The sequence below is a fragment of the Actinocorallia sp. A-T 12471 genome, from assembly GCF_033875155.1.
In the GTDB taxonomy this organism is placed as follows: Bacteria; Actinomycetota; Actinomycetes; order Streptosporangiales; family Streptosporangiaceae; genus Actinocorallia.
Genome location: NZ_JAWZTE010000016.1, coordinates 135,842 through 149,842, shown reverse-complemented (window position 1 = coordinate 149,842; position 14,001 = coordinate 135,842). Strand labels below are relative to the sequence as shown.

9 protein-coding genes are annotated in these 14,001 nt (G+C 73.4%); 1 reads left to right on the top strand and 8 read right to left on the bottom strand.

All coding sequences use genetic code 11. From position 1 onward, the window contains the following. Positions 1–77 precede the first annotated feature (77 nt). From R9X44_RS32450 to R9X44_RS32415, 8 genes are read right to left on the bottom strand one after another with little or no spacing between them, the layout of a single operon-like run. Positions 78–2,930, bottom strand: coding sequence for a hypothetical protein (locus tag R9X44_RS32450; RefSeq protein ID WP_319818181.1), 2,853 nt, complete (start codon positions 2,928–2,930; stop codon positions 78–80). 2 nt (positions 2,931–2,932) lie between these two features. Continuing rightward, positions 2,933–3,364, bottom strand: coding sequence for a Tad domain-containing protein (locus tag R9X44_RS32445; RefSeq protein ID WP_319818180.1), 432 nt, complete (start codon positions 3,362–3,364; stop codon positions 2,933–2,935). Position 3,365: 1 nt separating this feature from the next. Continuing rightward, positions 3,366–3,788: a TadE/TadG family type IV pilus assembly protein gene (locus tag R9X44_RS32440; protein ID WP_319818179.1), complete on the bottom strand. Its 423-nt coding sequence runs from the start codon at positions 3,786–3,788 to the stop codon at positions 3,366–3,368. A 38-nt stretch (positions 3,789–3,826) separates the two neighbouring features. Beyond that, on the bottom strand, positions 3,827–5,404 hold the full coding sequence (locus R9X44_RS32435; protein ID WP_319818178.1) for a TadE/TadG family type IV pilus assembly protein: 1,578 nt from the start codon (positions 5,402–5,404) through the stop codon (positions 3,827–3,829). Then, the gene (locus tag R9X44_RS32430; protein WP_319818177.1) at positions 5,401–6,318 is read right to left on the bottom strand and encodes a type II secretion system F family protein; all 918 of its coding nucleotides are present in this window, start codon (positions 6,316–6,318) and stop codon (positions 5,401–5,403) included. The genes R9X44_RS32435 and R9X44_RS32430 overlap by 4 nt, the downstream gene beginning before the upstream one ends. Then, positions 6,315–7,616: a CpaF family protein gene (locus tag R9X44_RS32425; RefSeq protein ID WP_319818176.1), complete on the bottom strand. Its 1,302-nt coding sequence runs from the start codon at positions 7,614–7,616 to the stop codon at positions 6,315–6,317. The genes R9X44_RS32430 and R9X44_RS32425 overlap by 4 nt, the downstream gene beginning before the upstream one ends. Beyond that, positions 7,617–8,453, bottom strand: a complete 837-nt coding sequence (locus tag R9X44_RS32420) for a hypothetical protein (protein WP_319818175.1) — start codon at positions 8,451–8,453, stop codon at positions 7,617–7,619. A gap of 4 nt (positions 8,454–8,457) precedes the next feature. Beyond that, positions 8,458–9,246 carry a hypothetical protein gene (locus R9X44_RS32415; protein ID WP_319818174.1) on the bottom strand — a complete coding sequence of 263 codons (789 nt, stop codon included), beginning with the start codon at positions 9,244–9,246 and terminating at the stop codon, positions 8,458–8,460. 381 nt (positions 9,247–9,627) lie between these two features. Here R9X44_RS32415 and R9X44_RS32410 point away from each other — a divergent pair, with 381 nt between their 5' ends. After that, positions 9,628–13,998 (top strand): FtsK/SpoIIIE domain-containing protein, encoded by a 4,371-nt coding sequence (locus R9X44_RS32410; protein ID WP_319818173.1) that lies wholly within the window; start codon positions 9,628–9,630, stop codon positions 13,996–13,998. Positions 13,999–14,001: the final 3 nt, after the last annotated feature.

The window sequence follows — 14,001 nt, the reverse complement described above, 5'->3', positions numbered from 1 at the left end:
GCCCTGACGCGACGCGGCCCTGACGCGACGCGGCCCTGACGCGACGCGGCCCTGACGTGGGGTGGGGTGGGGTGGGGTTAGGCGCCGCGGGCGTGGGCGTGGGGGGTGAGGGAGTCCAGGAGGGCTTCGGTTTCGGGGTGGAGGGACTCGAAGTCGGCGCGGGCGCGGAGTTCGTTGAGGACGGCGCGGGTGGCGGAGGGGTCGCCGGTGGCTTCGGTGGCCTGGATGAGGTCGCGCCAGAGGAGTTCGTCGTCGGGGGCAAGGCGCATGGCGGAGCGGGCGGCGGCGACGGCGGCGTGGGGGTCGCGTTCCGCCAGGCGGATTTCCGCTAGGCGGTGGGCGGCGTCGACTACGCGGGCGGTTGTTTCGTATTCCAGGGCGTCGGTGGCCAGCCAGGAGTAGCGGCCCCGGGGGCGGGGGTGCAGGAGACGGCCTCGGACGAGTTCGAGGGCGTGGGAGAGGTAGGCGGCTTCGGCGGGGGGTTCGGCCGCGGAGCGCCAGAGGAGGTACTGGAACTGTTGGAGGTCCACGGAGACTTCGGAGCCCAGCTTGAGGCGGCCGCGTTCGTCCGTGTAGAGGTTGGGGCGGCCTCGGGCGTCGCGGCCGAGCCAGTCGGCGGCCATGGCGACTGTCGCGTCGCGGACGCCGGCGGTGACGCCGCGCGGCCAGACCGCGCTGCTGAGGACCGTCGGGTGGACGCCGCCGGGGTGGGCGGCGAGGTAGACGAGGACCTCGGTGCAGATGTCGCGGCGGGTGTCCTGCATCGGGCCCGGCGCGCGGACCGCGACCGTGCCGAGCATCCGGATCTCGGCGGCCGGCGCGGCCGACGGGGGCCGCTCGGCCTTCAGCTCGGGCAGGCGGACGCCGTCCTTGCGGCCCGCCGTGCGCACGAGTGAGGCGATCGCCTTGTACTGGGCCTCGGGGATGCGCTGCGCGCGCACCTTGAAGCCGAGGACGCCCGCGTCGAGCGTGCCCTCCTCGTCGATCGTCCAGGTCCAGGCCGCGCCCTCGACGTGCCCCGCGACGACGTAGCCCGCGGAAAGGCGCTGCGCGGTGCGGGCCAGGGCGGTGAGGCGGGCGGCGTCGGCCTTGGTCGGCTGGTCGGCCATCACCAGGTAGTGCGGCATCCACGCCTCGCCGGACACGCCGCGGCAGCGGCCGGTCAGGACGGAGTCCGCGCCGGTCGCGGCGAGCGCCCTGCGCACCTCCTCGGTGCGCGATTCGAGTTCCGGCAGCGCGTCGGCGAGCGTCGGCACGCAGCGGATGCGGTCGGGCGCGAGTTCGGCGAGCTCGGGCCCGAAGCCGACGAGGGTCAGCCGCATGTGGTCGGCCCACGTGCTCGTCGCCAGCTCGACGGCCACTGCGGCGAGCGCGGCCTTGCGCATGTCGGGCGGACCGTCGAGGGCGATGACGCCGTGCGCGGCCTCGAGGTCGGCGAGGACCCTGCCGTTCTGGCCGACGCCGAGCGAGATCATGCCGGGGTAGGGCGCGAGGACGTCGGCGAGGTCGGTGGCCGACAGGGCGGTGAGGCTCGCGGTGTGCAGCCGCCACACCTGGCCGCCGTCGTGCGCCTGCCACGGCTCGGGCGGGTTCGGGTCGGCGGGGGCGATCCACAGGTCCATCGACTCGGCGCCGAGGTGCAGCCCGTAGACGGTCGGCAGGGTCCTGCCCTGCGCGGCGAGCGCCTGGGAGAGCCTGCGCAGGCCGAGGTCGAGGACCCTGATGCCCTCGGGGTCCGCGCCGAGCCGCAGCGCCTGTTCGACGCGGGCCTCCTCGCCCTCGGGGCGCACGATCATCTTGCCGCTCTCGCGCGCGAGCACCTGCGCCCGCCGCCTGCGGCCGAGCGTCGTCAGCACCCCGGCGGCGAGCAGTGACGTGCCCGCCAGCGCCTCAGGCCACGGGAACGGGGCCTCGGCCGTCTCGGCGGGCGGCGACTCGACGGCCGCGCCCGGCTTGCCGTGCACGGTCCCGGGGGCCTCCGGCCTTGGCGAGGTGTGCTCGGGCAGCTGCTGCTTGGGCGTCTGCTGCTCCTGCGGGGCCTGCGGCTTGGGGGCTTCGGCCGTCGGCTTGGGCGCCTGCTCCTGCTCCTGCTTGGGCGTCTCCTGCTTCGGCTGCTCCTGCTTGGGCGGCTTCGGCTTGTCCGGGACGGCGTGGCCGTGCTGGAAGTAGTCGCGCAGCTCAGATTTCGGGACGATCAGGGTGTCCCGGGCGTCGATCGGCATCTCCATCACCCAGCCCGGCCGGATCAGGCTCGCCTCGCGCAGCTTCGAGCCGTCGGGCTGCACATGGCCCTTGTTCAGCTCGAAGATCTCCTTGTAACGACGTCCGTCGCCCAGGCACTTCTCGGCGATCTCCCACAGGCTCTCGTGGTGACGGCCGTGCGGCGGCTGCACCTTGTAGATCTTGGTGGTCTCGCCGTCCGGCTCCTCGGCCGACGGCGACGCCATGAGGCGCACCCCGTCCGCGCCGAGCACCGCGGGCGTCTCCGCCGCGACGGTCTGCACGGGCTGCGCGGGCTTGGTCTGGATCTGGGTGAACGCCGGCATGATCGCGGTCGTCGCGGTGAACAGCAGCAGCACCGCCACGACGAGCTTGTGCACGACGGCCTGGGTCGCGCCCGCCAACGGCACCCGAGCCGGGACGCCCACGCCACGAAGGCCCGCCTGGACCTCCACCACGACGCAGACCACGAACTGCAGCCATGCCAGCCACACGAACACCGTGACGAAGCCGAGCACCGTGGTGTCGGTGAGCGGCTGGGTGAGCAGGGACATGTCGACCGGGCCGTCCGGGAGCGGAGACCCGGCGTACCTCACCAACGCGTACGGGACGCCCGCGACGAGCGCCGCGAGCACCACGAACGACAGCAGGCCGACCAGAACCTCGCCCGCGCTCCGCCGGGCCTTCGCCGGTTGCCGCCTTCCGACCACCTTTACGCCCCGTCCTCCGGATGTGCCGAGGCCGCCACCTCGATGTCGAACGCCCCAAAGCCGATCACGCCGAGGAACACCGTGTCCACCTGCGTGGTGACCTGGACGGTGACCTCGTCGGCCCCCGTCAGCGCGCAGCCGCCCTGGTACTGCCCGGGGAACTGGCCGACGAACGCGACGGCGCGCCCGCACGCCCCCGCCTCCAGGACCGGCTCGCCGGTCTCGCGCAGCACCTCGACGTCGATCTCGTCCGCGCCCGCGCGGGCGGCCTGCTCGGCGATGTCGAGCGCGCGCTCCCTGGCGTGGATCGCCAGGCCGCCGTCCAGCAGCAGGCCCGCGAACAGCAGGACGGACGGCACGAACAGCACGGTGAACATGCTGAACGTGCCGCGGTCGCGGCGTGCGGCCGCGCGACGTCTGTCGCGGCGGGTCATCTCACTCCTCCTCGACGGCGCAGGGCGCGCCGCCGCAGTCGATGCGCCGGTAGGTGTCGATCGGGGCGGAGGCCGATCCGGTCTTCACAGGGTCTCCCGCGAACGGCACGAGCGCCAGCCCCGTCAGGTCGGTGGTACAGGTGACGGTGACGGTCACCTGCCCGCCCGGCCCCCACTCGCCGAGGTCGACGTCGGTCTGCGCCGCCCCGCCGACGCAGAAGCTCGTCCCGGCGATCGAGTCGTCGACGGCCTGGACGGCGAACGCCTGCGCGGCGCCCTCGTCACGGGCGACGGACGCCGCGCGCGCCCCGTCGCGCGCGGCCCCGTCGAGCTGGCTCTGCACGTTGACCAGCCGGCCGACGAGCACGAGGAACAGGAACAGGATGATGAGGACGGGGGTGAGCAGGACGACTTCGAGGGACATGCTCCCCCGCGCGCGCCCGGCGCGCCTGAGCCGCCCGGTCATTGCCCCTCGCAGTTCTTGGCCGCGCCCTCGTCGGGCCGGAAGCACTCGACCGCGCCGACCGCCTGTTTGGTGACGGTGAACGTCATCCACGGGACGATCGCGACCGCGGTGCCGGTCACCTGGAAGCCGCGGTCGTAGACGCCGTCGCCCAGCGGGGTCACCGCGACGCCGGTGAGCACGTTCGGCCCGAGCTGGTTGACGGAGTTCTGCGCGGCGGCCGCGCCGACGCCCTGCCAGCCGCCGCCGGGCCCCATCTCGCGGGCGGCCCGCGAGCCCGACTGCGCGGCTGACAGCGCGATGTGGTTGGCGTGGTAGACCATCGCGAACTGCATGCTGAAGAGGATCACGAGGATGAGGACCGGGGTGAGCAGCGCCCATTCCAGTGCGGTCGCCCCCTTCGCGCTCTTCTTCCGCACGACCTTCTTCGGCCAGGGCATGGTCAGACGGTCTGGATGGCGTCCGCCGCGCCCTGGATGGCGTTGCGGATGGTGAGGCCGATGGCGATGGCGATGGCGGCGAGCAGGCCGGTGATGATGGCCCACTCGATGGCGGACGCGCCGGCGCGGCGGCGGCGTCCGTCGCGCAGGCGGTCCATGCGGGTGGCGAGGTTGGTGCGCAGGTAGTGGACGTGGGGGGCGTCGAACGGGTTCATGATGCTCTCCTAAGGAAGCGATGACCTGCATTGCCGAGGGATAGAGGAGGAACACGAGAAAGCCCACGCAGAACGACAACTGGGCGATGAGCATGGTCTGGGAGTTCTGGCCCGCGCGGCCTTCCAGCGCCGAGATCTCCCGGCTGCGCATGGAGGCCGCGCGCGCGGCGAGCGACTGGCGGATCTTCGCGCCGTCGTCGGCGACGAGCGCGAGCGCGGCGGCGAGGTCGGCGAGTTCGGGGACGGCGATGCGCTCGCCGAGCGCGCCGAGCGCCTGCCACGGGGTCTGTCCGACGATCCTGGCGTTGGCCAGGGCCTCGCGGATCGCGAGCATGGGCGCGCCCGCGCCGACCTGTGACGCGGTCATCAGCGCCTCGGGGACGCCCCTGCCGCCCGCGAGGTTCATCGAGACGAGGTCGAGGAACGCGCCGACGACGTGCTTGAAGTCCTCGCGCGCCTCGGCGGCCTCCTGCCTGAGCTGGAGGTCGGGGAAGAAGAACGCGGCGAGGGCGAACAGCAGGCCGCCCCATACCGGGATCATCAGCGACACCCCGCCCATGTAGGCGAGCAGGGCGACGAAGATGGGGGTGAAGGCGAGGGCGATCGCGGGGGCGAGCACCTTGCTGGCGAGGTACGTCTGGTAGTCGCGGTTGAGGATGGCGAGGTCGGCGCGGGTGGAGCGCAGCTCCCAGCCCCGGTCCTCGATGATCTGGGCGAGGGACGCGCCGACCTCGTCCTGGAGCCGTTGGGTGAGCGACGGGCGCGGCCCGTCCTCGCTGCTCGCGGCCACGGGGACCTGCTTGCTGACCTGGTCGTACTCGGCGAGCAGGGAGCGCAGTCCGCGCCGCGCCGGGAACATCGCCCGCAGCAGCAGGAACAGCCCGGCTCCGACGAGCGCGCCGGCGAGGATCGCCCCGGTCACCGGCCCACCCCCGCGTCCATCGCCGCGCGGCCGCGCAGCGGCTTGCCCGCGTCGACGGGCTCGGCCTCGGTCGCGCCGAGCAGCCGCTCGGGCGCCTGGAACTTGGCGAGCCTGCGCAGCCAGAAGAACCCGAGCGCGTACAGCCCGACGATGAGGCCGAGCACGAGCTGGCCGGTGACGGAGTTGTACGGCGCGACGTAGGACGGGTTGAACACCGAGACCAGCAGCGCGAACCCGACGGAGAACCCGACGACGATCTGGACGCTGCGCCGGGTCATCGCGCGGTAGGCGTTGACGCGGCGGCGCATCTCGAGTTCGGTGCGCGCCGACGCGGCGAGCGCGCCGAGCATTTCGCGCAGGCCAGGACCGCGCAGCCGTGCGTTGAGGATGAGCGCGGCGATGATGAGGTCGGCGGAGGAGTCGTCGAGGTCGTCGGCGAAGCGGCGCAGGGCCTCGGGCAGCGGCACCCGGGTGTGCATCCGGTCGACCAGCGCGCGCAGGGCGGGCTGGAGGGCGGGGGACGCCGCCCGCACCGACGACGGGATCGCCTGTTCGAGGCCGACCGCGCCCGCGATGGTGTCGCGCAGGGATTCCGCCCAGTTCGCCAGCCCCTCGAGCCTGCTCATCGACCTGCGCTCCTCGGCCGCGCCGCCCGCGACGGCGTCCCACCCGAGGACGAGCAGCCCGATCCCCACCGCGACGACGACCCACCGGGTGACGACGAGGGTGCCGAGCCCGGCGATGACGGCGATGCCGGTACGGGTCCCCAGCGCGCGCACGAGGTCCTCACGCGAGCGTTTGCGGCTCTGCGGCTTCACCGGCGTGCCGCGCACCGCCATGACGAGCAGGCACAGCCCGCCGCAGGCCAGGCCGCCCGCGAACAGCGCGTAGAGCACGTCGATGCCGAGGTTCACTGCCAGACCCCCATCCGCTGGTCGTAGCCGTACTCGGCGAGTTCGTCGGCGCACGCGATGGGGGCGTGCTGGCGGGCGAGGCCGTCGGAGCCCGGCGCGAAGATCTCCGACGACAGGACGCGCCCGTCGCAGCCGGTGACCTCGCGGACGCTGGAGACGAACCTGCGCAGCCGTCCGCCGCGGTGGTAGTCGTTGCGCTTGTCGATGAAGACGACGAAGTCGATCGCGCCCGCGATGAGCATGTGCGTCGCCTCGATCGGGAGCCGTTCCTCCGACTGGATCGCGTAGGTGGAGATGCGGTTGAACACCTCCATCGAGGAGTTCGCGTGGATCGTGGACAGCGATCCGTCGTTGCCCTGGGTCATCGCGTTGAGCATGGTGACGATCTCGTCGCCGAGCACCTCGCCGACGATCACCCGCGACGGGTTCATGCGCAGCGACCTGCGGACCAGCTCGGCCATCGAGATCGCGCCCTGGCCCTCGGAGTTGGGCAGCCGCTGTTCGAACGCCACGACGTTCGGGTGCAGCTCGGGGAACTGCTCGAGGCCCAGCTCAAGGGCGCGCTCGACGGTGATGAGCCGCTCGTGCGGGCCGATCTCGTTGGCGATCGCGCGCAGCAGCGTGGTCTTGCCCGCGTTGGTCGCCCCGGAGATCATGATGTTCTTGCGCGCCGCGACCGCCGCCTGGAAGAACCTGCCCACCTCCGACGGGACTGTGCCGTTGCCGACGAGGTCGCTGAGGAACACCTTGCCGAGCCGCGCGCGCCTGATCGACAGCGCGGGCCGCTGGGTGACGTCCATGACGGCCGAGAGCCGCGACCCGTCGGGCAGCCGCAGGTCGAGCTGCGGGTTGGCCGAGTCGAACGGACGCGACTGCAGCCCGGAGTAGGCGGCGAGGATCTGGATCAGCTCGACGAGCTCCTCGTCGGAGTCCGCGACGGGGTCGCCGAGCACCTCGCGGCCGTCGGAGTAGGACAGGAACACCCGGTCGCAGCCGTTGATGTCGATGTTCTCGAGGTCGGCGTCCTCCAGGAGCGGCTGGAGCCGTCCGACGCCGAACAGTGCGGCGTGGATGCCCGCCGCGTAGTCCTCCTCCTCGTCCGGGGTGGGCGGGCGGCGGCCGATGCCGATCTCGGAGCGGGCGTGCTCTTCCAGGACCTGGGCGATGAGCGCGCGGGCGAACTGCCTCTCGTCCTCGGGCGACATCGGGGTGAGGCCCGAGGCTGCGTCGAGCCTGCGCTGCTGGGCGAGCCGGTCGCCGACCTCCTGGCGCAGGCGCTTGACGAGGACGTGGTCCATCTACAGGCCCCTTCCCCGTTCGGCCGCCGGTTCCGGCGGGGGCGCGGCGGTGACCGTCGGCGGCGGCGCGGGGGCCGCGGCGTGTTCCAGCGCGGGCCGCGCGACGAGCGATCCGGCGAGTTCGCGGGCGGAGCGGATGAGCAGCGACTTGTCGAGCTTGCCGCCCCACTGGCCGCGCAGCATCTGCGCGCCCTTGGGGTCGTAGGCCAGGCCGCCGAGGACGACCGCGGGCAGCCGGGAGGAGGCCAGCACCCGCTCGACCTCGGAGATCGCGGCGCGGTAGCCGCGCGGGTCGGCGATGACGACGACGCCGATGCGGGTGCGCTGCCTGGGCAGGTCGGCGGAGAGCTGGCTGATGCGCTCGCGCAGGTGGGCGACGTGTTCAAGGGTCGCGTGCGTGAACAGGACTGTCATGTCGGCTTCGCGCAGCAGCTCGACGAGCGGGCTCGCGGCGGCCAGGCGGCCGCAGTCGGCGAGCACGTCGACGCCGGGCAGCACCGCGAAGGACCTGCCGAGCGGGCTCCACAGCCAGGTCAGGCCCGCGGCCTGCTCGGCGTTGGACACCCCGACCAGCACGTCGAGGCCGCCGGACAGCCGCTGGGTGTGCGGGGCGATCTGCTCGGGGCGCAGGCCGCGCCGCGCGGCGGTGGCCAGCGACAGCATGCCGCGCGCGGGGTCGAGCATCCCGTTCTCGCCAGGCAGCCGGTAGACGAGGTCGCCGCCCGCGGGGTCGCATTCGGCGACGAGCACCGGGCGCGGCCACACCGCGCCGAGTGCCACCGCCGCCGTGGTGACGCCCGGAGCTCCCTTGTCCGCGGCGAGTGCGATCAGCGCCACGGTCTCACCCGCCGCCCGTCTTGGTCCGGTCGCCCTGACCGGTCTGGCCGTTCTGCCCGTTCTGGCCGCCGGGTCGCGTCGGCACGGTGGTGCCGGGCGGGACGACGGCGACGGTGACCGCGCCGGCCGAGCTCGCGAGCGCTATCGCCTGTGCCTCCTCGGGCTTCACCGAGATCGAGACGAGCAGTTCGCCGGACGACGACGCCCGGCTCGTCGCGCTCGGGGCGACGACCTGGCGCACCTCGGCGTCGGCCGACAGCAGGAGCGGCCGCGGCGACTTGTCGGAGCCGCCCATCGAGTACAGCGCGAGCGTGTCGCCGATCGACAGGCCCTCGGCCGGGTACTGGTTGGGCTTCAGCGCGAGGCCGACGATGAGGCGGCCCTTGGCCACCTGCGCCTCGGAGGTGATCATGTTGTTGTTCAGCAGCGTGCCCGGCACGAGCGGCACCGCCGCGTAAGCCTTGACGACGTTCGCGCGCTCGCTCCAGTTGAGGAACTCCACCCCGGTGTTGCTGACGGTCACCGACTCCAGCGCGTCGAGCGGGATCTGTTCGCCCGCCGCGACGGGCTTGGCGACCGAGATCGCCGTCACCCGCTTGCCGCTCTGCACGACGAGGTAGGCGCTCACCAGCGCGCCGCCGAGGATGAGCAGGACGGCGAGCGCGGCGAGCGCGGGCTTGCGCTCGCGCGGCGGAACCGGGAGCCGCCGGCCCGCCGAGCCGCCCAGGGCCGAGCCGAGCCCGTGCCCGGCGGCGTTGACGCCTGTCGGCGAACCTTGCTGACTGGTCCTCATCGCGGTGATGACTCCGGGGGGGTGTCCGTCTGGCGTGTACTCGGGTATCCGTTTGCGGCCGGAGTGACCATGCTGTCGGCCTTGACAAGGTCACGTCAATGGATTCGAGTAGGTGACGCGTTCTCGTAACCGGATGTCGAAAAATTACCAGTGCTCGGGGTAATCGGACGCAGGCCGTACCCCTGATCCGGCGCTCCGAAACGGCGACTTTTCGTCATAAGTCCGTTGTCTCAATGTCCCTGACACCCCGTTGACGACAGATTCGTCATGAGTGCTGATGCATGTCCCAATGATCATTGGACATGGGGTCCAGTCCGTTTTCTCGGGGTTTCCCCGGCGGCCGCCTGTCGGGGGCCCGAACCGTGTGCCACCCTGTCGTCCGTGCGGATCTCCCTGACGGCCCTTGACGCAAGCGGATCGCGCGACGTACTGGTGAGCGGCGACCCCGACATGCCCGTCTCCGCGGTGGCGCGCGCCCTTTCCGGGCTTGAGCGCGCCCCGGCGAACGGGGGCGGGCAGGCCCAGCAGCACGCCGAGAACGTCGTCCCGCTCCAGCAGCCCTTCTACGCCGACGGCCGGATGCTCGACCCCTCCGCGCCCGCCTCCCGTGAGCTTCCCGACGGGGCCATCGTCACGCTCGACGGGCGGATGGTCCCGGCGACGATGCGGGCCGAGCCGTCGGGGCTGGTCGAGGTCCGGGTCGTCGGGGGGCGTGAGGCGGGCGGGGTGCACCGGCTCGGGCCGGGGGCCGCGCAGCCGCATCCCGGCGTGTTCGTCACGGTCGGGCGTGACGCGGTGCGGGTGCGCGCGGAGGTCCGCGCGACGCTCGACGGGGAGCCCCTCACCGAGGAGCGGGAGTGGCTTGAGGGCGGGGTCGTCGCGGTCGGGCCGGTAGTGCTCGCGCTGGCCCGGTCGGCCTCGCCGGACACCCATCTCGAACCGCTGCCACAGGGCGGTCTCGCATTCAACCGGCCGCCGCGGATCGAGCCGCCTCGGGAAGGGCGTCGGTTGAAGGCCCCGCACCTTCCCGAGAAGCAGGGAAAGGAACGGCTGCGGCTGTTCGGCGCGCTGCTGTTCTCGGTGTTCGGCCTGGTCATGGCCTATGTGCTGAGCCAGTGGTACTGGGCGCTGTTCGCGCTCGCCTGGCCGCTGATGCTGGTGGGCGAATGGATAGGCGACCGGCTGTACGGCAGGAAATCGTACAAAAAGGCATATAAGGAATATCAGGTGAAGTCCGCGTACTTCGCCCGTGACCTCGAACAGCTCCGCGTCGCCGACGAACAGGACAGGCGCGCGGCCTCACCCGACCCCGCCGAGATCCTGCTCACCGCGACGGGCCCGCGCCGCCGCCTGTGGGAACGCCGCCTCGCCGACCCCGACGCGCTGCACCTGCGCGTCGGCCTCGCCGACCTGCCCGCGCGCGTCGAGCTGCGCGGCTCGGAGGATGACGTCCGCGAAGCACTGGATAGGGCCGACCTGACGGGACCGCCGATCGCGCGGCACGTGCCGGTTCCGCTGCCCTTCGCGCAGTACGGCGTCGTCGGCATCACCGGGCCGCGTGAGCACTCGCGCGGCCTCGCGCGCTGGCTCGTCGCGCAGGCGGCCGCGCTGCACAGCCCGCGCGACCTCGCGGTGATCGTGCTGTCGGCCGACGGCCTGACCGGCGCGGGCACCGGGGCCGACCACTGGAACTGGACGCGCTGGCTGCCGCACTGCGCCCCGCGCGACGGCGAGGAGTGCCTCGCGCTCGTCGGCGACGACGCCGTCAGCGTCGCCGCCCGGGTCACCGAACTCGCCGTCAAGATCACCGAGCGGCGACGGGCGCGGAAGCCGGTGTTCGGGGAGGCCGAGAAGGCCGCGCCCGCGCCCGCCGTCCTGCTGGTCCTCGACGGGGCCCGCGCGCTGCGCCGGGTGCCCGGCATGCCGCAGGTCCTCGCGCACGGACCTGAGGCCGGCATCTACGCGCTGTGCCTTGACGACGAAGACAAGCTGTTGCCTGAGGAGTGCTCGGTCGTCGCGGCGTGGGACGGCGACCACGTCAGGCTGCGCGGGCACGGCCTTGAGGAGACCGGTCCCGTGCTGGCCGACCGGGTGACGGTCGGTTGGGCCGAGCGGTTCGCGCGGCCGCTCGCGCCCGTCAAGGACGTCTCGCGGGAGGACGCCGCCGACGCCGTCCCGACCTCGGTGCGGCTGCTCGACCTGCTCGCGATGCCCGACCCGACCGCCGCGCGCGTCCTCGACTCGTGGGCGCACCGGGAGGGGCCCGGCACCCGCGTGCCGATCGGCGTCACCGGCGGCGGGACCTTCGAGATCGACCTCGCCGCCGACGGGCCGCACGGCCTCATCGCCGGGACCACGGGCGCGGGCAAGTCCGAGCTCCTGCAGACGATCATCGCGGGCCTGGCGTTCCGCAACCGGCCCGACGAGATGAACTTCGTCCTCATCGACTACAAGGGCGGCGCGGCGTTCAAGGACTGCGCCGCGCTCCCGCACACCGTCGGCATGGTCACCGACCTCGACGGCCACCTCACCGAACGGGCCCTCGACTCCCTGGCGGCCGAGCTGCGCCGTCGCGAGCACGTCCTGGCGCGGGCCGGGGCGAAGGACATCGAGGACTTCCACGCGGCAGGAGGGCTCGGGCTCGCCAGGCTCGTCCTGGTCATCGACGAGTTCGCCGCGATGGCCGCCGAGCTTCCCGGTTTTGTCGACGGGCTCGTGGACATCGGGCGGCGCGGGCGTTCCCTGGGCGTCCACCTGATCCTGGCCACCCAGCGGCCCGCGGGGGTCGTCACCGCCGACATCCGGGCCAACACCAACCTGCGGATCGCGCTGCGCGTCACCGACCCCGAGGACTCCGCCGACGTCATCGAGCTGCCCGACGCCGCGCGCATCCCCAAGTCAGCGCCCGGCCGGTGCTTCGTGCGGACGGGCGCGGCGAGCCCGTGGGCGGTGCAGTCGGCGCGGATCGGGGGGCGGCGCGGTGCGGCCGCGCGGCCGACCGAGGCCCGCGCGCTCGAGTGGGGACGGCTCGGGCACCCGCTGCCCGAGGCGTCGGAGGAGCAGGAGGGGCAGACGACCGACCTTTCCGCGCTGGTCGCCGCGGTCGCGGAGGCCGCTTCGCGGGCCGGGATCGCCAGGCAGCCGAGTCCGTGGCTGACGCCGCTGCCCGACGCCGTCGTGCTGTCGCCGCGGCCCGCGCCTGGCGGTTCTGTCGCGTCGGTGCCGCCGCTGGAGTTCGGCGTCACCGACCTGCCCGCGCACCAGACCCGCGAGCCGCTCGCGCTCGACCTCGAGGCCGACGGCCACCTGTACCTCGCGGGCGCGGCGCAGTCCGGCAGGACGACGGCGCTGCGCTCGCTCGCCGGGGCGCTCGCCGCCTCCACCACCCCCTACGACGTGCACCTGTACGCGATCGACTGCGGCGGCAACGGCCTCGCCCCGCTCGCCGCGCTCCCGCACTGTGGCGCGGTCGTCACCCGCGACTCCTACGACAGGGTCGAGCGGCTGCTGAACGCGCTGACCGCCGAGGTCTCCCGCCGCCAGGGCCTGCTGTCGGCCGCCGGTTTCGCCACCCTCGCCGAACAGCGCGCGACGGTCTCGGCGGGCGACCGGCTGCCGTGGATCGTGCTGCTGCTCGACCGCTGGGAGGGCTACACCGCGGCGTTCGAGCACTACGACTACGGGCGGCTGGTGAACGCGCTGCTGCGGCTGCTCCAGGAGGGCGCGGCGGTCGGGCTGCGCGCGGTCGTCGCGGGCGACAGGTCGGGACTCGTCGGGCAGTCGGCGACGGTGTTCGACCGCCGTCTCGTGCTGCGGATGGCCGACCCGGCCGACTACGGGTACGCGGGCGTTCCGGAGGGCCGGGTTCCCGCCCATATGCCTCCCGGGCGGGCGTTGCGCGCCGTTCAGGGCGGACCCGTCGTTGAGGCGCAGATCGGGCTTCTCGGGCAGGACCCGTCGGGGACTGCGCAGGTCGCCGCCCTCCAGGAGACGGCCGAGGCGGCGCGGGCCCGTTACGGGAGGGTGTCTCCGGGCCCGCTGCGGGTGGACGAGCTGCCCGCGCGGATCACCGCCGAGGAGACGCTGGCGCTCGACCCGTCAGGACCGCCGTCGGGGCCGCTGTGGTGCCTCGTGGGCGCGGGCGGGGACACGCTCGGGCCGCTGGGGGTCGACCTGCTGGAGGAGGGGCCCTCGTTCGTCGTGGCCGGGCCCACCCGCTCCGGGCGGTCCAGCGCGCTGGAGACGATCGGCAGGACGCTGCTGGCCCGGGGGGTGCCCCTGATCGTCGTGACCCCTCGGCGATCGCCCCTGCGCGAGCTCAGGGACGTGCCTGGCGTGCTGGGCGTCCTCGACGCGACGGCCGACCGGGCCGACCTCGACGACCTCGTCGCGCCCGAACACCGCTTCGCGCTGCTGGTGGACGACGCCGAACTCATCGACGACACCGACCTCGGCGACGCCGTCCAGGCGGTCCTGCGCAGCGCGCGTGACGGAGAACACGCCGTCGTCATCGCCGGGAACACCGAGGACCTCAACCGGGGCTACCGGGGGTTCCTCGCCGACGCCCGCAAGAACCGGACCGGCCTGCTGCTCGGCGTCTCCTCACCCGACGACGGCGAGCTGTTCGGGCTGCGGCTGCCGCGCAACGCCTCCTACACCGGACCCGTCGGCCGGGGGCTGCTGATCCGGGCGGGCACTCCCGTACCCGTCCAGACCGCCCTTCCCCCGGCCCCGACCCCGACCGACGGCTGAGAC